21 protein-coding genes are annotated in these 19,519 nt (G+C 65.0%); 13 read left to right on the plus strand and 8 right to left on the minus strand.

What is annotated here, in order from left to right:
* Nucleotides 1-4: 4 nt before the first annotated feature.
* The 5 genes from sbcB to icd all read right to left on the minus strand — a co-directional run bounded on the left by sbcB (nucleotide 5) and on the right by icd (nucleotide 7,261).
* On the minus strand, nucleotides 5-1,444 hold the full coding sequence (gene sbcB, locus ACZYSP_RS03465; protein ID WP_093056969.1) for an exodeoxyribonuclease I: 1,440 nt from the start codon (nucleotides 1,442-1,444) through the stop codon (nucleotides 5-7).
* On the minus strand, nucleotides 1,445-2,890 hold the full coding sequence (cls, locus tag ACZYSP_RS03470) for a cardiolipin synthase (protein WP_093073917.1): 1,446 nt from the start codon (nucleotides 2,888-2,890) through the stop codon (nucleotides 1,445-1,447).
* A 112-nt stretch (nucleotides 2,891-3,002) separates the two neighbouring features.
* A complete protein-coding gene (gene clpA, locus ACZYSP_RS03475) occupies nucleotides 3,003-5,324 on the minus strand; it encodes an ATP-dependent Clp protease ATP-binding subunit ClpA (protein WP_093056971.1) in 2,322 nt (773 codons plus the stop codon).
* A 67-nt stretch (nucleotides 5,325-5,391) separates the two neighbouring features.
* A complete protein-coding gene (gene clpS / locus ACZYSP_RS03480; protein ID WP_042674481.1) occupies nucleotides 5,392-5,751 on the minus strand; it encodes an ATP-dependent Clp protease adapter ClpS in 360 nt (119 codons plus the stop codon).
* 250 nt (nucleotides 5,752-6,001) lie between these two features.
* Nucleotides 6,002-7,261, minus strand: a complete 1,260-nt coding sequence (gene icd / locus ACZYSP_RS03485; RefSeq protein ID WP_093073915.1) for an NADP-dependent isocitrate dehydrogenase — start codon at nucleotides 7,259-7,261, stop codon at nucleotides 6,002-6,004.
* A gap of 218 nt (nucleotides 7,262-7,479) precedes the next feature.
* On the opposite strand from icd, the gene ACZYSP_RS03490 reads away from it, so the two are divergent.
* From ACZYSP_RS03490 to ACZYSP_RS03500, 3 genes are all read left to right on the plus strand, one after another.
* Nucleotides 7,480-7,818: a cell envelope biogenesis protein TolA gene (locus ACZYSP_RS03490; protein ID WP_093056973.1), complete on the plus strand. Its 339-nt coding sequence runs from the start codon at nucleotides 7,480-7,482 to the stop codon at nucleotides 7,816-7,818.
* A 153-nt stretch (nucleotides 7,819-7,971) separates the two neighbouring features.
* Entirely contained in the window at nucleotides 7,972-8,172 is a 201-nt protein-coding gene (locus ACZYSP_RS03495; protein ID WP_093075170.1) for a hypothetical protein, read from the plus strand.
* A 99-nt stretch (nucleotides 8,173-8,271) separates the two neighbouring features.
* A complete protein-coding gene (locus ACZYSP_RS03500; RefSeq protein ID WP_093073913.1) occupies nucleotides 8,272-8,730 on the plus strand; it encodes a DUF192 domain-containing protein in 459 nt (152 codons plus the stop codon).
* A gap of 69 nt (nucleotides 8,731-8,799) precedes the next feature.
* On the opposite strand, the gene ACZYSP_RS03505 is transcribed toward ACZYSP_RS03500, so the two are convergent.
* Together ACZYSP_RS03505 and xseA are read right to left on the minus strand one after the other, a co-directional pair.
* Nucleotides 8,800-9,381 (minus strand): superoxide dismutase, encoded by a 582-nt coding sequence (locus tag ACZYSP_RS03505; protein WP_093073911.1) that lies wholly within the window; start codon nucleotides 9,379-9,381, stop codon nucleotides 8,800-8,802.
* A gap of 49 nt (nucleotides 9,382-9,430) precedes the next feature.
* A complete protein-coding gene (gene xseA / locus ACZYSP_RS03510) occupies nucleotides 9,431-10,744 on the minus strand; it encodes an exodeoxyribonuclease VII large subunit (protein WP_093075167.1) in 1,314 nt (437 codons plus the stop codon).
* Between the two features lie 313 nt (nucleotides 10,745-11,057).
* Here xseA and ACZYSP_RS03515 point away from each other — a divergent pair, with 313 nt between their 5' ends.
* The 6 genes from ACZYSP_RS03515 to adk all read left to right on the plus strand — a co-directional run bounded on the left by ACZYSP_RS03515 (nucleotide 11,058) and on the right by adk (nucleotide 14,969).
* The gene (locus tag ACZYSP_RS03515; protein ID WP_042674017.1) at nucleotides 11,058-11,690 is read left to right on the plus strand and encodes a MotA/TolQ/ExbB proton channel family protein; all 633 of its coding nucleotides are present in this window, start codon (nucleotides 11,058-11,060) and stop codon (nucleotides 11,688-11,690) included.
* A gap of 100 nt (nucleotides 11,691-11,790) precedes the next feature.
* Nucleotides 11,791-12,216, plus strand: coding sequence for an ExbD/TolR family protein (locus ACZYSP_RS03520; RefSeq protein WP_056519147.1), 426 nt, complete (start codon nucleotides 11,791-11,793; stop codon nucleotides 12,214-12,216).
* Nucleotides 12,217-13,245 carry a tetraacyldisaccharide 4'-kinase gene (lpxK, locus tag ACZYSP_RS03525; RefSeq protein WP_093073909.1) on the plus strand — a complete coding sequence of 343 codons (1,029 nt, stop codon included), beginning with the start codon at nucleotides 12,217-12,219 and terminating at the stop codon, nucleotides 13,243-13,245.
* Nucleotides 13,226-13,408: a Trm112 family protein gene (locus ACZYSP_RS03530; protein ID WP_093056575.1), complete on the plus strand. Its 183-nt coding sequence runs from the start codon at nucleotides 13,226-13,228 to the stop codon at nucleotides 13,406-13,408. The genes lpxK and ACZYSP_RS03530 overlap by 20 nt, the downstream gene beginning before the upstream one ends.
* On the plus strand, nucleotides 13,405-14,178 hold the full coding sequence (gene kdsB / locus ACZYSP_RS03535) for a 3-deoxy-manno-octulosonate cytidylyltransferase (protein ID WP_097199145.1): 774 nt from the start codon (nucleotides 13,405-13,407) through the stop codon (nucleotides 14,176-14,178). The genes ACZYSP_RS03530 and kdsB overlap by 4 nt, the downstream gene beginning before the upstream one ends.
* Before the next feature lie 134 nt (nucleotides 14,179-14,312).
* Nucleotides 14,313-14,969, plus strand: coding sequence for an adenylate kinase (gene adk, locus ACZYSP_RS03540; protein ID WP_093056573.1), 657 nt, complete (start codon nucleotides 14,313-14,315; stop codon nucleotides 14,967-14,969).
* Nucleotides 14,970-15,017: 48 nt separating this feature from the next.
* Here adk and ACZYSP_RS03545 read toward each other — a convergent pair whose 3' ends face one another.
* Entirely contained in the window at nucleotides 15,018-15,983 is a 966-nt protein-coding gene (locus tag ACZYSP_RS03545; RefSeq protein WP_093073905.1) for an asparaginase, read from the minus strand.
* 73 nt (nucleotides 15,984-16,056) lie between these two features.
* Here ACZYSP_RS03545 and lexA point away from each other — a divergent pair, with 73 nt between their 5' ends.
* The 4 genes from lexA (at nucleotide 16,057) to ACZYSP_RS03565 (ending at nucleotide 19,496) form a co-directional block, all read left to right on the plus strand.
* Nucleotides 16,057-16,740, plus strand: a complete 684-nt coding sequence (gene lexA / locus ACZYSP_RS03550) for a transcriptional repressor LexA (RefSeq protein ID WP_013541704.1) — start codon at nucleotides 16,057-16,059, stop codon at nucleotides 16,738-16,740.
* 138 nt (nucleotides 16,741-16,878) lie between these two features.
* On the plus strand, nucleotides 16,879-17,244 hold the full coding sequence (locus ACZYSP_RS03555; RefSeq protein ID WP_093073903.1) for a hypothetical protein: 366 nt from the start codon (nucleotides 16,879-16,881) through the stop codon (nucleotides 17,242-17,244).
* A gap of 90 nt (nucleotides 17,245-17,334) precedes the next feature.
* Nucleotides 17,335-18,342 carry a D-2-hydroxyacid dehydrogenase family protein gene (locus ACZYSP_RS03560; protein ID WP_093056570.1) on the plus strand — a complete coding sequence of 336 codons (1,008 nt, stop codon included), beginning with the start codon at nucleotides 17,335-17,337 and terminating at the stop codon, nucleotides 18,340-18,342.
* Nucleotides 18,339-19,496: an MFS transporter gene (locus ACZYSP_RS03565; RefSeq protein WP_093073901.1), complete on the plus strand. Its 1,158-nt coding sequence runs from the start codon at nucleotides 18,339-18,341 to the stop codon at nucleotides 19,494-19,496. Before ACZYSP_RS03560 ends, ACZYSP_RS03565 begins: the two co-directional genes overlap by 4 nt.
* Nucleotides 19,497-19,519: the final 23 nt, after the last annotated feature.

Consider the following 19,519-nt stretch of genomic DNA (forward strand, 5'->3'; position numbering starts at 1 on the left):
CGGATCAAGCCTCGGGCGCGATGGCCTCGGCGTATTCGTAGAGCGCGCCGAGGATTTCCTCGCCACGCTCGTCGGCGTTCTCGGACAGCGCATCGACCTCGCTGAACAGCATCTCGATGGTGCGAGCCCCGCCCTCGCCCTTGAAGAGCTTCGCCACGCGCAAGGCTTCCCAGCGTTCGGCCTCGTCCTCATTGAGCAGTTCTGGCCAGTTGCGTGCGCGGTAGCGGAACAGGATCTCGTCGAGCCGTCCGTCGTCGAAGCCGGTGCGGTCTTTGGCCAGCTCCTCGGGCGACAGGCCGCGCAACTGGTTGAGGCGCCGGCGGTCGGCGTTGCCGACGAAGCCGCCGTAGAGGTCTTCGTCGACGTCGGGCGTTGCCTCCTTTGGCCGGGCATACACCTGCGACCAGATGGCGCTCATGTCGGGCAGGTCGCGTGCGATGGCGGCGTGGCGCATGGCCGTGTCGAGGTCGACGCCCCAGCGCTCGGCCATGGCCGGCGCCAGCGTGCGCAGGTTGCCGACCACCATCGGCGACTTGTTCAGGTGCACGCCCTTCACGGGCAGGCGCACCACGCCTTCAGGCAGGTCGGCCGTGCGGGTGAACAGGCGCAGCCGCAGCGTATCGACGTCGATGTCGCGCAGCTCGCTCGGGTCATACGCAAGGTCCCAGGCAAGCAGTTCGTTCTTGTTGGTCGGATGGCTGGCCAGCGGCCACATCACGGCCAGGCAGCCGCGCTCGACCGGGAACATGCCCGAGACGTGCAGGAAGGGCTTCGCGGTTTCACGCATCGCGGGCAGGCCGAGTTCGCTGGCAACGCGGTCCTTCTTGTGCAGGCCGAATGCGAAGTCGAACAGCTTGGGCTGCTTGTCGCGGATCAGGCGTGCCAGTGCGATGGTGGCGCGCACGTCGGAAAGCGCATCGTGCGCCGACTCGTGCAGCAGGCCGTTGGCGCGCGCCAGGTCTTCGAGCTTGAAGCTGGGCTTGCCGTCTTCCTTCTTCGGCCACTCGATGCCGTCGGGGCGCAGCGCGTACGTCAGGCGCACCACGTCGAGCAGGTCCCAGCGGCCGCAGTCGTTCTGCCACTCGCGCGCATAGGGGTCGATCAGGTTGCGCCAGAACAGGAAGCGCGTGACCTCGTCATCGAAGCGGATGGTGTTGTAGCCGACGCCGATGGTGCCGGGCTGCGAGAAGGCGCGCTCGATGTGCGCGGCGAATTCATGCTCGGGGATGCCGCGCTCCAGGCACACCTGCGGCGTGATGCCGGTGATCAGGCAGGCCTCGGGGCTGGGCAGGTAGTCCGGCGCGGGCTTGCAATAAATCATCAGCGGCTCGCCGACTTCGTTGAGCTCGGCGTCGGTGCGGATGGCGGCGAACTGCGAGGGACGATCGCGACGCGGCACTGCGCCGAAGGTTTCGTAGTCGTGCCAGAGAAAGGTGTGGTTCATTCAGAGCAAGGGTGAAAACAAGCGCGCAATGGCGTCGCCGAGGCGGCGCCAGAAACTCTGGTGCCGGTTGCCGCGCACCGCGCCGGAACTCTGCAGGTCGGTCTCGAACTGCGCCGCCAGCGGCCGGGTCAGTTCCGGACCATAAACCACCGCGCACACCTCGAAGTTGAGGCGGAAGCTGCGGTTGTCGAAATTCGCGGTGCCGATCATCGCGCAATGGTCGTCGACCACCAAGGTCTTGGAGTGCAGCATGCGCGCCTTGTACTCCCAGACCTTCACGCCGGCGGCGATGAGCTCGTCGAAGTACGAGCGCGCGGCGGCGCTCACGATGGCCGAATCGCTGCGGCGCGGCACGAGCAGACGCACGTCGACGCCACGCAGCGCGGCACTGGTGAGCGCCATCAGCGCCGGCTCGCCGGGCACGAAGTACGGTGTGGTGAGCCAGGCGCGGTGCGTGGCCGAGTGAATGGCCTCGACGTGCATTCGGTGGATGGCTTCCATCGCGTTGTCGGGGCCGCTGGTGATGATCTGCACGGGAATGTCGCCGGCTTCCAGCTGCGGCAGCATGGCGTTCAGGGTGTCGTCCATGCCGCGCGGGTCTTCGCCGGTGGCGTAGGTCCAGTCTTCGAGGAAGGTGGTCTGCAGCCAGCGCACCGCGCTGCCTTCGATGCGCAGGTGCACGTCGTGGTAGGCGTCGGGGTTGGTGCGCTTGTCCTCCTCGTCGGTGATGTTCACGCCGCCCGTGAAGCCGATGCGACCATCGCACACAACGATCTTGCGGTGGGTGCGGTAGTTGGTCACCGGGCGCAGGCGGCGGCCGATCTTGGTGTCGTGGAACAGCGCGACCTTCACGCCCGCCTCGAGCATCGGCGCCATGAAATTGCGGCCGATGCGCTTGGAGCCCAGTGCGTCGATCAGCAGCCGCACCGTCACGCCCTGCTTCGCGCGCTCGATCAGCAGGTCGCGCAAGGCCGTGCCGATCTTGTCGGGCTCGAAGATGTAGTACTCGAGGTGGATGTGGTTCTGCGCGGCGCGCACGGCCTCGAAGATCGCGTCGAAAGTGCGCGCGCCGCCTGAAAGCAGCTCGACGTCGACGGCGCTCGACACCGGTAGCCCGCAGGTCGCGGTGCCCAGTTTGGCCATCTGTTGCAGCGCCGGCGGGGCGTTCTGCGCCGCATCGCGCAGCCGCGCCACGTCGGCCTGGGCGGAGGCGCCGGCGCGGCTGCGCAGGCGCTTGAGCCGCTGCTTTCGCAGGCGCTGCGGCCCGAGGAAGTAGTAGATGACGAAGCCCGCGAACGGCAGCAGCGCCAGCGACAGGATCCAGCTCATCGTGGACACCGGCGCGCGCTTCTGCATCACGATCCAGATCGACAACACCGCGATGTAGCCGCTCCACGCCAGGGAGAGGCCGGTTTTCCATTCGTGGCTGAGTTCGGGGAGGATCAAGGCGAGGAGGCTTCGTGATTTCGGCGGCCCAAAGAAAAAGGCCGGCAGCGTGATGCTACCGGCCTTTGGAGGCGGTTCCGCGACCTCATCGGCCGCGGACTGCCCGGTTCTTTCAACCTGTCGCAGCTTCTTCAGCTTCGGGCTTCGACTTGCCTTCCTTCTTCGAAAGCGGCTGGATGTCGAGCAGCACTTCGTCCTTGTCGTCGAGGTCGACTTCGAGGCGGCCGCCGTCGGTCAGGCGACCGAACAGCAGCTCGTCGGCCAGCGCACGACGGATCGTGTCCTGGATCAGGCGCTGCATCGGGCGTGCACCCATCAACGGATCGAAGCCCTTCTTCGCCAGGTGCTTGCGCAGCTTGTCGCTGAAGGTGACTTCCACCTTCTTCTCGCTGAGTTGCGTTTCCAGCTGGAGCAGGAACTTGTCGACCACGCGCAGGATGATGTTTTCATCGAGCGCCTTGAAGTTGACGATGGCATCCAGCCGGTTGCGGAACTCGGGCGAGAACAGGCGCTTGATGTCGCCCATTTCGTCGCCCGCCTGGCGCGGGTTGGTGAAGCCGATGGTCGCCTTGTTCATGGTCTCGGCACCCGCATTCGTCGTCATGATGATGATGACGTTGCGGAAGTCGGCCTTGCGCCCATTGTTGTCCGTCAGCGTGCCATGGTCCATGACCTGCAGCAGCACGTTGAAGATGTCCGGGTGTGCCTTCTCGATTTCGTCGAGCAGCAGCACCGCGTGCGGCTTCTTCGTGACGGCTTCGGTCAGCAGGCCGCCCTGGTCGAAACCGACGTAGCCCGGAGGCGCGCCGATCAGGCGACTCACCGCGTGACGCTCCATGTACTCCGACATGTCGAAGCGGATCAGCTCGATGCCCATGATATAGGCCAGCTGCTTCGCCGCTTCGGTCTTGCCGACGCCCGTGGGGCCGGAGAACAGGAACGAGCCGATCGGCTTGTCGCCCTTGCCCAGGCCCGAGCGTGCCATCTTGACCGCGGAGGCGAGCACTTCGAGCGCCTTGTCCTGGCCGAACACCACGCTCTTGAGGTCGCGCTCGATGGTCTGCAGCTTGCTGCGGTCGTCGTTGCTGACGTTGGCCGGGGGAATGCGCGCGATCTTCGCCACGATTTCCTCGACTTCCGTCTTGCTGATGGTCTTCTTGCGCTTGCTCGGCGGCAGGATGCGCTGGGCGGCGCCCGCTTCGTCGATGACGTCGATGGCCTTGTCGGGCAGGTGACGGTCATTGATGTATTTGGCGCTGAGCTCGGCCGCGGCCTGCAGGGCCGCCACGGCGTACTTCACGCCATGGTGTTCCTCGAAGCGCGACTTCAGGCCCTTCAGGATGTCGACGGTTTCCTGCACCGACGGCTCGACCACGTCGACCTTCTGGAAGCGACGCGAGAGGGCCGCATCCTTTTCGAAGATGCCGCGGTATTCCGTGAAGGTGGTCGCGCCGATGCACTTGAGCTGTCCGCTCGAGAGCGCCGGCTTGAGCAGGTTCGACGCGTCGAGCGTGCCGCCCGAGGCTGCGCCCGCACCGATCAGGGTGTGGATTTCGTCGATGAACAGGATGGCGTTCGGCTTGTCCTTGAGCGACTTGAGAACGCCCTTCAGGCGCTGTTCGAAGTCGCCGCGGTACTTGGTGCCGGCCAGCAGCGCGCCCATGTCGAGCGAGAACACGTTCGACTCGGCCAGGATTTCCGGCACGTCGCCCTGCGTGATGCGCCATGCGAGGCCCTCGGCGATGGCGGTCTTGCCCACGCCAGCTTCACCCACCAGCAGCGGGTTGTTCTTGCGCCGGCGGCACAGGATCTGGATGACGCGCTCGACCTCGTACTCACGGCCGATCAGCGGATCGATCTTGCCGTCCTTGGCCATCTGGTTGAGGTTTTGCGTGAACTGCTCGAGCGGCGACGCCTTCTCGTTGCGCTCGCCGCCACCGTCTTCGCCTTCGCCCGAAGGCGCTTCGCCGCTGCCCTTGACGGCTTCCGGCGGATCGCTCTTCTTGATGCCGTGGGCAATGAAGTTGACCACGTCGAGGCGGGTGACGCCCTGCTGGTGCAGGTAGTACACGGCGTGCGAGTCCTTCTCGCCGAAGATCGCGACCAGCACGTTGGCGCCGGTGACTTCCTTCTTGCCGTTGCCGGTGGACTGCACATGCATGATGGCGCGCTGGATGACGCGCTGGAAACCCAGGGTCGGCTGGGTGTCTACATCGTCGGTACCCGCCACCTGAGGCGTGTTGTCCTTGATGAAGTTGGTGAGCGACGCCCGAAGGTCGTCGACGTTCGCCGAGCAGGCGCGCAGAACTTCTGCGGCGCTCGGGTTGTCCAGCAAAGCGAGCAGCAGATGCTCCACGGTGATGAACTCGTGGCGCTGCTGCCGGGCCTCGACAAAGGCCATGTGCAAGCTGACTTCCAGTTCCTGGGCAATCATGTGATTTCCTTTTGCCTTGCTGTAAATAAGTTCTCAGATGGGTTGGAGCTTGCGCAATTCAACAGGTTCACGCAACTGGCTCACTGACACATTGCAGCGGGTGCCCAGCCTGCTGCGCCGCTTCCATGACCTGATTGACCTTGGTGGCCGCCATGTCGCGGGAATAGACCCCACAGACGCCGCGGCCATCGAGGTGGATCTTCAACATGATCTGGGTCGCGGTTTCTCGGTCCTTGCTGAAATATTCCTGCAGCACGACGATCACGAACTCCATAGGGGTGTAGTCGTCGTTCAGCATGACCACCTGGTACATCTGGGGCGGCGCGGTTTTCTGCGGCCGGCGCTCCAGGACGACCGAATCTCCGTCATCCCCGGCCGGCTTCTGGGCCGGCGGAGTGCTGGGAGTTTTGGGAATTCTCGTTGCCATGAAAAAGATTCTATAGAGCGTGCAAGCACCGTGCCGGCGAAAAAAACTTGGTGGCGCGTATCCGACAATTCAAGGGCATTGCGGCGGTTGCGACAGCTTTTTTGATGAAGCGCACCTGCGGAGAGTTTTAGGCAAAAAGGGATGGCCGCGGCCCGATCGAAGAGCCAATAAAAAGCCCTTGAATTCCTTCTGGAAGTTCAAGGGCCCATTGCATTGCAACGACGTCGCAAGACGTCGAAGCACGCGGCAATTACATGTGGTCGATCATCACCTGGCCGAAGCCCGAGCAGCTTACCTGCGTGGCGCCGTCCATCAGGCGGGCGAAGTCGTAGGTGACCTTCTTGCTGGCAATAGATTTTTCCATCGAGCTGATGATCAGGTCGGCAGCCTCCTTCCAGCCCATGTGGCGCAGCATCATTTCAGCCGAGAGGATTTCGGAGCCTGGGTTCACGTAGTCTTTGCCGGCGTACTTGGGTGCCGTGCCGTGGGTGGCTTCGAACATGGCGACGGTGTCGCTCAGATTCGCGCCCGGGGCGATGCCGATGCCACCGACCTGCGCGGCCAACGCGTCGGACACGTAGTCGCCGTTGAGGTTGAGCGTGGCAATCACGCTGTACTCGGCGGGACGCAGCAGGATCTGCTGGAGGAATGCATCGGCGATGCTGTCCTTGACGGTGATTTCCTTGCCCGTCTTCGGGTTCTTGAACTTCATCCACGGGCCACCGTCGATCAGTTCAGCGCCGAACTCCTTGGCTGCGAGGCCGTAACCCCAGTCACGGAAGCCACCTTCGGTGAACTTCATGATGTTGCCCTTGTGCACCAAGGTGACGCTGGGCTTGTCGTTGTCGATGGCGTACTGGAATGCCTTGCGCACGAGGCGCTCGGTGCCTTCCCTCGACACGGGCTTGACGCCAATGCCCGAGGTGTTGGGGAAACGGATCTTCTTGACACCCATCTCGTCCTGCAGGAACTTGATGAGCTTCTTGGCCTTGTCGCTCTCGGCTTCGAACTCGATGCCCGCGTAGATGTCTTCCGAGTTCTCGCGGAAGATCACCATGTTGGTCTTGTGCGGCTCGCGCACCGGGCTCGGCACGCCTTCGAAATACTGGATGGGGCGCAGGCAGACATAAAGGTCGAGTTCCTGGCGCAGCGCAACGTTCAGCGAGCGGATGCCACCGCCGACGGGCGTGGTCAGCGGGCCCTTGATGGAGACCACGTAGTCGCGCACAGCGTGCAGGGTTTCCTCGGGGAGCCAGACGTCGGGACCATAGACCTTGGTCGACTTTTCGCCGGCATAGACCTCCATCCAGTGGATCTTCTTCTTGCCGCCATAGGCCTTGGCCACCGCTGCGTCCACCACCTTCAGCATCACTGGCGTGATGTCCAGGCCGGTCCCGTCGCCTTCGATGAAGGGAATGATCGGTTGGTCAGGCACATTCAGCGAGTTGTCGGCGTTGACCGTGATCTTCTGACCTTCGGTCGGGACTTTGATGTGCTGATAACTGGTCATGAGGGGGGATGGCTCCGGGATTGACGTAATTTTGACGACTGTCAGCGAATTCAGACACGGGGTGGATTCGCTGTACAGCCCGCGAACAAATCGCTGTACATTTTAGACGCAACCCATCAGCAAGCGTTTGTCAACCGGCGAGCCAATGGGCTCGTTAGTGGCTGACCTTCTGCTCGCCGGGAGGCGTTTCCAACCAATTCTCGATAGAGGAATCATCAATGAGCAAAATTCTCGCAGTCATGATCGCTGGCCTGTTCGCCGCTGGCGCCTACGCCCAAAACCCGGCCGGTACGACGCCTGAGCAAGGTAACGCCACCAACAGCAAGTCGCAGCAACGTGCCGAAGCCAAGAAGGCTGCCAAGCCCGCTGGCCAAGTCAAGGCTGCCGCTGGCGACGAAGCCAAGACGCCCGAAGGCGGCGCCATCGGTGCCGACAAGGCTGCTGCCTCTGGCGAGAAGCGCGCAAGCACCCGCGACCAGCGTCGTCGCAACAAGGACGGCAGCGTGAAGCGCAAGTCGACCCAAGGCGGTACGCCTGACATGGCAGGCGCCAAGTAAGTCGGCCCAGCCCCAGAAAAGAGCGCTCTTCGGAGCGCTTTTTTTTCGCCTGCCGCAAGCGTTCTGCTGTCAACCGCAGGAATCGGCCTCCGTTGAATGTCTACCTTCCGCAGGGAGGGCAATCCAAATCAACGAATTTCAAAGGATATGTTCATGAACAAGCTGCTCGCAGCCCTGGTCGCTGGTCTCTTCGCTGCCGGTGCTTTCGCTCAACAAGCCGAACCCACCACCGCTGCTCCCGCAGCCGCTCCCAAGGCCGCCAAGCACGCGCCTGCCAAGAAGCACGCTGCTGCCAAGAAGCACAAGGTCAGCCACGTGGCCAAGGCCCACACGGCCGCTGCCAAGAAGGTGTAAGCTTTCACGCTCACCGGCAATGCCCGCATCAGCGGGCATTTTTATTGGCGTTTTTTTGATTTAGGCCGGGCCCTGACCCCGCCCTGAAAGAGTTGCCCGATGTTCCAGCGTCTAGCCGCCCTGCTCCTCGCGTCCGCGTCCTTAATGATGCCTGCGCACGCCCAGCAGCAACCCCAGACTGACCTGCCGCGCACGCAGTTGTCGGTCGGCCTGTACAAGATCGATGCGCAGATTGCGCAAACACCCCTGCAACGCGAAATCGGCCTGATGTTCCGCAAGGAAATGCCGCAGGCCGAAGGCATGATCTTCGTGTTCGAGCAGCCCGCCACTCAGTGCTTCTGGATGCGCAACACGATCCTTCCGCTGACTGCCGCTTTCGTGGCCGACGATGGCCGCATCGTGAATCTGGTCGACATGCAACCCATGACCGAGAACTCGCACTGCTCCCTGGAGCCGGTGCGCTACGTGCTCGAAATGAACCAGGGCTGGTTCGCCAAGAAGAACATCAAGAAGGGCGCAAAGCTCGGCGGCGAACTGTTCGCAGCCACCAAGCGCTGAGCTTCTGCTGCCTGAAGCCCACAAAAAAGCCGACCCTTGGGTCGGCTTTTTTGATGGGGAGCCCCGGGCTCAGCCGAAGTTCTTGGCGACGAAGTCCCAGTTCACCAGCTTGGCCAGGAAGGTCTCGACGAACTTCGGGCGCAGGTTGCGGTAGTCGATGTAGTAGGCGTGTTCCCAGACGTCCACGGTCAGCAGCGCGGTGTCTGCAGTGGTCAGCGGCGTGCCGGCGGCGCCGGTGTTCACGATGTCCACCGAACCGTCGGCCTTCTTCACCAGCCACGTCCAGCCCGAACCGAAGTTGCCCACGGCCGACTTCACGAAGGCTTCCTTGAAGGCGTCGTAGCTGCCCCACTTGGCTTCGATGGCCTTGGCCAGCGCGCCGGTGGGAGCGCCGCCGCCTTGGGGCTTCATGCAGTTCCAGAAGAAGGTGTGGTTCCAGATCTGGGCAGCGTTGTTGTAGATGCCGCCGCTGGACTTCTTGATGATCTCTTCAAGCGAGAGCGACTCGAACTCGGTGCCCTTTTGCAGGTTGTTGAGGTTCACCACGTAGGCGTTGTGGTGCTTGCCGTAGTGGTACTCGAGGGTTTCCTTCGAATACTCGGGTGCCAGCGCGTCGAGGGCGTACGGCAGGGGTGGGAGCACATGTTCCATGGTTTTTTCTCGTGGGTTGGTTGTGGGAATCAGGGATTCTAGGAAGTAATTATTGAGGCAGCGTCGGACGCGTTCCCGTCGCGTCGCCCGGCGTGACGGTCAGGTCGACTTCGCCATCGGCGAGCCGCGCCTTGACGGCGTCGCCCGCCGCCAGTTGCGTTGCGCTGACGATCGCATGACCGTCTGTATCGGTCAGCCACGCATAGCCGCGCTGCAAGACCAGTGCCGGATCGAGCAGTCGCATGCGCAAGGCCACGCGTTCCAGGCGCTCGCGACGCTGCACCAGCGCTCGCCCCAGCTTCAAGGGAAAGTCGGCGGCGATTGACCGGGGCGCCTGCGACAGGCGCACCCGTCTCGACAGCACCGCATATCGAAGGCGCTGCACATGGTGCGCCAGGCGCAGTTGCTGGCGCGTCACTAGGTTCGAGGGTCGGCCGAGACGCCCCGCCGCCTGGTCGACGCGCTGCCCGAGGGCGTCGAGGCGCCCGCCCAGCGCATCGCCGAGACGCTCGTCGAGCAGATCGAGCGCACCGAGCCACATGTCGCGCGGCGCACTCACCAATTCCGCCGCGGCCGTTGGCGTGGGCGCGCGCAGATCGGCGCAGAAATCGGCGATGGTGAAGTCGGTTTCGTGCCCCACGCCACTGACCAACGGCACCGGACTTTGCACGATGGTGCGCGCCAGAGCCTCGTCGTTGAAGGCCCAGAGGTCTTCGATGGAGCCACCACCACGCACCAGCAGGATCACGTCGACCGCAGGCGCGAGGTCATAGAGCGATTGCAGCGCCCGCACCAGTTCGGCCGGCGCATTGGCTCCTTGCACTGCCGCCGGCGCAAGCACGACCGGAATGTGTGGAACGCGCCTTCGCAGCGCCGTAACCACATCGTGCAAGGCGGCCGCGCCCAGCGACGTGACGACGCCGACCGCGCGCGGCATGGCCGGGAGCGCTCGCTTGCGCGCCGGATCGAAGAGTCCTTCGGCTTCCAGGCGTGCCTTGCGTTGCATGAACTGCTCGAACAAGGCGCCCTGCCCGGCTCGCCGCAGACTCTCTACAACCAGTTGAAGATCGCCGCGTGGCTCGTACACCGCAAGACGCCCGCGCACCTCGACCTGATCGCCATCGCGGGGCGAAAAGTCGAGCAACCCGGCAGCCCGGCGGAACATCGCGCAGCGCAGCTGGCCCGACTCGTCCTTGAGCGCGAAGTAACAATGTCCACTTGACGCGCGCGAAAAACCCGAGATCTCGCCGCGCACGGTCACCGGATTGAAGCGCGCATCGAGCGCGTCGGCCACCGCGTGGCACAACGCGCCGACTGCCCAGACGCGTGGCCCGGGCGCGGAATTCGATTCACGCAAGTTCACAAAATGCACGCTCGGCCAAATGCCACTCTTCCACAACGGGCCGCACGCCCCCTGTCTTCAGACCCCGGTGCGGGGCAGGCGCACGGTTTCTCGTGCAAGCCGTTGATTTCATTGAAAAAAGTGCTGCTCAAAATTCAGTCGATCTAGCAGAAAGGCCGCCCCATGCGGGTCCGGATGAGTTGCGCAGCAGGTTAATCACAAAGTTATCCACAGAATCTGTGCGTCCTTGCCGACACAAAAACAAGGCGCGTGCTGACGGTGGGCTCAGTGGATAATCGCCGCGCATTTGCAGTCTACGGGCCGGAGGATTTTCTTGTTTTCCATCATAGTTGCCGCGGGTTGGCCAATCTGGCCCTTGCTCGCTTGTTCAGTCATTGCGCTCGCGCTGGTTATAGAACGTTTCACGAGTCTCAAGACCGTGAGGGTACTGCCGCCGAAGCTGCTCGACGAAACCATCACCGTGTCGCACGGCGCCATTCCCGGCCCGGACATCGTGACCAAACTTGAACGCAACTCGATGCTCGGCCAGGTGCTGGCCGCGGGCCTGCGCGCACTGAATGCCAATCCGCGCTGCACTGAAGACGACCTGCGCGCCGCCATGGAAGCTTCCGGCCGCACCGTGGCGCACAAGCTCGAGCGCTACCTGCCTGCCCTGGCCACCATCGCCTCGGCAGCCCCGCTGCTGGGGCTGCTGGGCACGGTGATCGGCATGATCGAGATCTTCGGCTCGCAGTCGCCGGGCAGCGGCGCAGTGGGCTCGGGCAATCCGGCGCAACTGGCGCACGGCATCTCGATCGCGCTCTACAACACCGCCTTCGGCCTGATCGTCGCCATTCCGACGCTGATCTTCTGGCGCTACTTCCGCAGCCGGGTCGACGAGTACCTGCTGAATCTCGAACTCTCGGGCGAGCGCTTCGCCCGCCATCTGAACGCCCTGCGCAAATGATGACCCCCACGCTTGCCACTGCGTGTGCTGCGCTGCCCCCCGAGGGGGCCGCCGCCTCCTTGGGGCGGCCCGGCGGAGGCTTGTCATGACCCGCGCCCGCATGCAGTTCCGCCACGGCGCGCGCGACGAGCCGGAGATCAACCTGATCCCGTTCATCGACGTGCTGCTGGTGATCCTGATCTTCCTGATGCTGTCGACCACCTACAGCAAATTCACCGAGATGCAGCTGCGGCTGCCCACGGCGGACGTCGACGCGCAGCGCGACTACCCGAAGGAAGTGATCGTGGCGGTATCGGCCGACGGCCGCTACTCGATCAACAAGACTCCGGTGGCCGACCGCAGCGTTGAGACCGTGACGGCCGCCCTCGCCGCCGCGGCCACCGGCGGCAAGGACAGCGTGGTGATCATCAGCGCCGACGCGACCAGCCCGCACCAGGCGGTGGTGACGGTGATGGAGGCCGCGCGCCGCGCCGGCCTGATGCAGATCACCTTCGCCGCACAGTCGACGGCGCAAGCCGGGCACTGAGTGCCTTCCGACAGCAGCAGCGGCAACACGGGTTCGCCGTCGGCTTCGCGGCTGCAGAACGCCTGGTTGCGTCGCGGCCCTCTGGCTTGCCTGCTGTGGCCGCTGTCGCTCATCTACGCTGCGCTTTTCGCTGTGCGTGGCTGGCTCTATCGCGTGGGGTGGCTGCGGACTGAGCGTGTGCGCGTCCCGGTGATCGTGGTCGGCAATGTGATTGCGGGCGGGGCCGGCAAGACTCCGGTCGTCATGGCTGTTGTCCGGCATCTGCAAGCTCGGGGATTTCGGGTCGGCGTGGTGTCGCGCGGCTACGGCCGCCGCACCGATGACTGCCGCGAAGTGCTCGGCGACAGCGATCCGCAGGATGTCGGCGACGAGCCTGCGCTGATTCACCATGCCACAAGGGCGCCGGTGTTCGTGGCACGCCAGCGCATCGATGCTGCGCGGGCGCTGCTCGAACGGCATCCGGCCACGCAGGTCATCGTCAGCGACGACGGGCTGCAGCACCTGGCGCTCGCGCGCGACATCGAGATCTGCGTGTTCGACGACCGGGGCATCGGCAACGGCTGGCGGCTGCCCGCGGGTCCGTTGCGCGAAGCCTGGCCACGCCGATGCGATCTGGTGCTGCACAGCGGGGCACAGCCGGCCTTTGCTGGGGGCCATACGGCCACCCGGGCTCTCGCGCACGATGCGTTGGGCAGTGACGGGAAGCGTGTGCCATTGGCTGCCCTTGCGGGCCAGCCCATGACCGCACTGGCGGCGATCGCACGGCCCGAGGCCTTCTTCGACATGCTGCGCGCGCGCGGCCTGACGCTCGCCGACACCATTGCATTGCCCGATCACTTCGATTTCGAAGATTGGCAGCGCCCTGCTGGCACTGCGCATACCCTCATCTGCACCGAAAAAGACGCCATCAAACTGTGGCGCAAGGCGCCCGATGCGCTGGCCGTGCCGCTGGAGTTCGCGCCCTCCGCGGATTTCTTCGCCGCGCTCGACGCAAAGCTATCATCGCTCGATGGATATCAAGCTGCTTGAACTGCTCGTCTGCCCCGTCACCAAGGGGCCACTGACCTGGAACCCCGAGAAGCAGGAGCTCTGCTCGCGCAGCGCGCGCCTTGCCTATCCGGTGCGCGACGGCATTCCGGTGCTGCTCGAAAACGAAGCACGCACGCTCTCCGACGAAGAGCTCGGGTTGTGAGCTTCACCGTTCTGGTGCCGGCGCGCCTGGCGTCGACACGGCTTCCCAACAAACCCCTGGCCGACATCGCCGGCGTGCCCATGGTGGTGCGCGTGGCGCAGCGCGCCAGCGAATCCGGCGCGGCGCGCGTGGTGGTCGCCGGCGACGATCCTTCCATCATTGCGGCATGCCAGGCGCACGGTGTCGAGGCCATCCTCACTCGTCAAGACCATCCCAGCGGCACCGATCGACTGGCCGAAGCCTGCGAACTGCTGGGCCTTGACGGCGACGACATCGTCGTCAACGTTCAAGGCGACGAGCCGCTGATCGACCCCGCGCTGATCGACGCCGTGGCATCCACGCTGGCCACCCATGCGGAAGCCGCGATGAGCACGGCCGCCCACGAGATCGACTCTGTCGGCGACTTCATGAACCCCAACGTGGTGAAGACCGTGCTCGATGCACAGGGCAACGCCATGTACTTCAGCCGCGCACCAATCCCGTGGTGGCGCGACGGCTCCGCCAACGGCTCGGCGCCTGCGGTACTGCCCACCCCTGCCCCACTGCGCCACATCGGCATCTACGGCTATCGCGCGGGCTTCGTGCGGCAGTTTCCGTCGCTGCCACCGGCTCCCGTCGAGGCGACCGAGGCACTCGAACAGCTGCGCGCGCTGTGGCACGGCCATCGCATCGCGGTACACGTGAGCCATGTCGCGCCCGGGCCGGGCATCGACACGCCCGAAGACCTGGCGCGCGTACGCGCCGTCTTCGCCGCCGCGCCCCCCGCCTGAGGCGCTCCCATGCCTGCGCGAGCGGCCGGAATTCTTCGAGGGCACGCGTGCTATCCTCGACGCAACTCCGCCTTGCCCAGCCCTCGGGCCGACGCTCGGCGCGACACAAAATCTAAGAACCGTCCGAGGACACCATGAGACTAATTTTGCTGGGCGCGCCCGGGGCGGGCAAAGGCACGCAAGCGGCCTTCATTTGCCAGAAATACAGCATCCCCCAGATTTCGACCGGCGACATGCTGCGCGCCGCCGTCAAGGCCGGCACGCCGCTCGGGCTACAGGCCAAGGCCGTCATGGACGCAGGCGCCCTCGTCAGTGACGACCTGATCATCAATCTCGTCAAGGAACGCATTGCGCAGCCCGATTGCGCAGCCGGCTTCCTGTTCGACGGTTTCCCGCGCACCATCCCCCAGGCCGACGCCATGAAGGCAGCCGGCGTCAAGCTCGACTACGTGCTCGAAATCGACGTGCCCTTCGGAGACATCATCGAACGCATGAGCGGCCGCCGCTCGCACCCGGCCTCGGGCCGCACCTACCACGTCAAGTTCAATCCGCCCAAGGTGGAAGGCAAGGACGACGTGACCGGTGAAGACCTGATCCAGCGCGAAGACGACAAGGAAGAAACCGTACGCAAGCGGCTCGACGTGTACAGCCAGCAGACACGCCCGCTGGTCGACTACTACTCCGCCTGGGCCAAGACCGACCCGGCCGCCGCGCCGAAGTACCGTGCCATCAAGGGCGTGGGCACGGTTGACGAGATCACGCAGCGTGCGCTGGCTGCACTGAGCAGCTGATCCTGATCTGATTTCCGAAACCGCCCCTTCAATGGGGCGGTTTTGTTTTCACCCCAGCAGTTCCAGCATCAGCGCGATGCGCGCCTTCACGGGCGTCAGCGCACCCGCATCGCGGAGCTGATCCCCGGCCTTCGGCAGGATGCGTCCATTCGCGCAGCGAGTAGCTCGAACCACCGCAACGCCCGCGTCCTGCGCCTTGAGCGCTGACGCTTCCAACGCATGGTGCAGGGTGCCGTTGCCGGTGGCGGCGAGCACCAGCCCGCGCACGGGCCCGGCAGCGCCGTGCTGCAGCAGGGCTTCGATCACAGCTCCGCTGGCGCCGGCATGGCTCATGACGATCTCGACGCGGGGCCACTGCACGCTGGTCGCCTCGAAGAGCTTCGACGCCTGCGACGCCGATCCCTCAGGCCACTCCCGGACACGGCGTACCTCTCCTTCCTCGACGTAGCCGACCGGCCCCGCATCACCTGAAGCAAAAGCATCGAGTCGGTAGGTGTGCACTTTCTGGATGTCGATGCCGCTGTGGATTGCGCCGGCGCACACCACGGTCACGCCCCGTGCGCCTTCCGTCGCGGCAACGCTGATGGCGTCGCGCACGTTCTGCGGTCCATCGGGCGCCAGTGCGGTGGCCGGGCGCATCGCGCAGGTGAGCACCACGGGCTTGGACGGAGCCAGCACCGAGTGCAGGAAGAACGCCGTCTCTTCGAGCGTGTCGGTGCCATGCGTGATCACCACACCCGCCACGTCGGCCTGCGCCAACCAGTGCGCACAGCGTCGGGCCAACTGCTGCCAGATGTCGAACGACATGTCCTTGCTGTCGACCTGCGCCACCTGCTCTGCCTCCAGAGCGACGCCCTCGGGCGCCTCGATCCCGCCCAGCAGGTCGGCCACGCCCACCTGCCCGGCGGTGTAGCCGATGTTGTCGCCGCTGCTGGCGGCCCGGCCGGCAATGGTGCCGCCGGTGCCCAAAACCACCACACGACGGCGCACTTCAGGCGAAGAGGAATTGACCATGGCTTGTCAACTTTTAAAAACTGGTTAAAAATACAGGTACTGGATATCTAGCCAGTGCCGCAAGGAACCACATATGCAGTTCGCCGTGAAGCTTACAGCCCGCCAGCAGCAGATCCTGGATCTCATCCAGAGCGCCATCGCACGCACCGGTGCGCCACCCACGCGCGCCGAAATCGCCAATGAGCTCGGGTTCAAGTCGGCCAACGCCGCCGAAGAGCACCTGCAGGCACTAGCCCGCAAGGGCGTCATCGAGCTGGTCAGCGGCACCTCCCGCGGCATCCGCCTCAAGGGCGACGCCCTGCGCTCCCTCAATGAAACGCGCCACCGCGAGGGCGGCCAGTTCTCGCTCTCGCTGCCCGGCATGGCCCAACTGGCGTTGCCGCTCATCGGTCGCGTCGCAGCCGGCTCCCCCATCCTCGCGCAAGAGCACGTCGACCAGACCTACTACGTCGAGAACACGTTGTTCCAGCGCCAGCCCGACTACCTGCTCAAGGTGCGCGGCATGTCGATGCGCGACGCCGGCATCATGGATGGCGACCTTCTCGCGGTGCAAGCCACCAAGGAAGCGCGCAACGGCCAGATCGTGGTCGCGCGCCTGGGTGACGAAGTGACCGTCAAGCGCCTGAAGCGCAACAAGCAGGTCATCGAGCTGCACGCCGAGAACCCCGACTACCCGACCATCATCGTCCAGCCCGGCGAGCCGTTCGAAATCGAAGGCCTCGCAGTGGGGCTCATCCGCAACACCATGCTGATGTAGGCCTCACGGCCTGCTTTCCGCAGCACCCCATCCGGCAGCAACAGGTGGCGGGCGTATGGCGAAGAGTCGCCATCACCCTGTCGCGGCCGATTCAAGAAATCCTGCCTGTGTTCAACCTCATACTTTTTTGGAGTTCACATGGGAATCGCCCTCCTCGCCATCGCTGATTTCTGGATGCCGCTGCAATCGCTGGCCAACCGCCTGATGCCGGCACGCCGCCCTCACCGCAGGGATCACCTCGACGCAGCTGAAACCTCGGCCGGATTGCGCTATGTGGCAGTACGCCCCGCCTGCACTGCCCGCTCCAGCGGCACTGCAACGCCCACAGCACCGGCGCGCCCGTTGCGCGTGGTCCGCGTGGTCGACGGCAAGGGCCAGCAGCACAGCAACCGCGTCGTGATCTCTGGCCGCATGGCCGACGTCTGCGCCGAACTCGACCGGCTGGCAGCACTCGAAACCGCCGAAACCATGGCCACGGCCCCGCGCTCGACACGCCTGCATTGAGCCCGAACACCCCTGCGAGCGGCTGTGGGGGCGGGTATCCAAACGTTCACGGGCACGACATTCCAATGCTGCGAGGCACAATGGCACGCCATGAACATTGTGATCCTCGACGATTACCAGGACGCCGTGCGCAAATTGCGCTGCGCCGCCAAGCTGGACGCGTACGCGGCCAAGGTCTACACCAACACGGTGAAGGGCATCGGGCAACTATCGGTCCGCCTCAAGGATGCCGACGTGATCGTGCTGATCCGCGAGCGCACCCATATCTCGCGCCAGCTGATCGAGAAGCTACCCAAGCTCAAGCTCATCTCGCAGACCGGGCGCGTCGCCGGGCATATCGACGTCGCAGCCTGCACCGAGCGCGGCGTGGCGGTGGCGGAAGGCTCGGGCTCTCCGCAGGCGCCTGCGGAGCTCACCTGGGCGCTCATCATGGCTGCCATGCGCCGGCTGCCCCAGTACATCAGCAACCTCAAGCACGGTGCTTGGCAACAGTCAGGCCTCAAGTCGGCCTCGATGCCGCCCAACTTCGGGCTCGGCTCGGTACTCAAGGGCAAGACGCTGTGCATCTGGGGCTATGGCCGCATCGGCCAGCTGGTCGCGCGCTATGGGCAGGCCTTCGGAATGCAGGTCGTGATCTGGGGCCGTGAAGCCAGCTGCGCCAAGGCCCGTTCCGACGGCTTCCAGGTCGCGCAGAACCGCCACGAGTTCTTCGCCGCTGCAGACGTGCTGTCGGTGCATCTGCGGCTCAACGAAGAAACCAACGGCCTCATCACGCTGGAAGACCTCTCGCGCATGAAGCCGACGGCGCTTTTCGTCAACACCTCGCGCGCCGAACTGGTCGAAGCCGACGCCCTGCTCGCCGCACTCAACCGCGGCCGCCCCGGGCTGGCCGCCATCGACGTGTTCGAGAGCGAACCGCCGTTGCAAGGCCACGCGCTGCTGCGCCTCGAGAACTGCATCTGCACGCCGCACATCGGCTACGTCGAGCAGGAAAGCTACGAGAGCTATTTCGGGCAGGCCTTCGACAACGTCGTGAGCTACATCAACGGCAACCCCACGAACATCGTGAATCCCGGCGCGCTGCAGGTCCGCCGGTGAGGCGGCCAGCGCCACAGGGTGCGCTCTGGGCGTTGCTCGTTGGCAATTTCGTGATCGGCACGGGCGTGATGGTGGTGCCCGGCACGCTCAATGAAATCAGCGCATCGCTCTCGGTCACGGTCGCCACCGCGGGGCAACTGATCACTGCCGCCGCCGCGGTGATGTGCATCGGCGCTCCGTTGCTGGCCGCCGCGGTCGCGGGCTGGGACCGTCGGCAGCTGCTGGCCATCACCCTGCTCTGGTACGCCGCCGGCCACGTTCTCTGTGCGCTGATGCCGAGCTTCGGTGCCCTGCTGCCGGTGCGCATGCTCACGGTGATCGCGCCGGCCATCTTCACGCCCCAGGCTGCGGCCTGCGCCGGCATGCTGGTGCCGCCCGAGCATCGCGGACGCGCCGTCACCTTCGTCTTCCTCGGCTGGTCGATGGCATCGGTGCTGGGCCTGCCCATCGGCGCGCTGATCGGTGGACATCTGGGCTGGCGCATGGCATTCATGGCAATCGCAGCGCTCAGTGTCGCGAGCGCGACATCGATCTGGCTCACCTTGCCGAGCGGCATCCGCCCTGCCGCACTGACCGCCGAAGCATGGTTGCGTGTGCTGCGCAGCCCAGTGCTGATGGGCATCGTGTCGGTCACGGCGCTGCAGGGCGCCGGCCAGTTCGTGCTGTTCAGCTATTTTGGGCCGATCCTCAAGCAGAGCTTCGGCGCCGACGCCACCACGCTGAGCGTGATGTGGGCGCTGTTCGGCGTTTGCGGGCTGATCGGCAACATGGTGGTCAGCCGGTACATCGACCGCGTGGGCGCCGGCCGCATGGTGCTGATCACGACCGTGCTGATCGCCTCGAGCCTTCTGGTGTGGCCACTGGCCTCCACGCTCGCCTGGCTGGCCGTTGTGCTCGTTCCCTGGGGCCTGGGTTGCTTCGCCACCAATTCGGCCCAGCAGGCCCGTCTGGTGGGCCTGGCGCCCGCGCTCGCGCCTGGCTCGGTGGCGCTCAACAGTTCCGGCATCTATACCGGCCAGGCCGTGGGCGCTGCGCTCGGCGGCTGGCTGCTCGCCAATGACGCCGGCGCCTGGATGAGCTGGGCCGGCCTGGGCCTGGTGCTGATCGCCATTTCGCTGAGCGTGGCCATCGACCGCAGCCGCCGCGCGGCCTGAAAACGCCTCCGCGTAAAACCCGT

The organism is Variovorax sp. F042 (genome assembly GCF_057814215.1).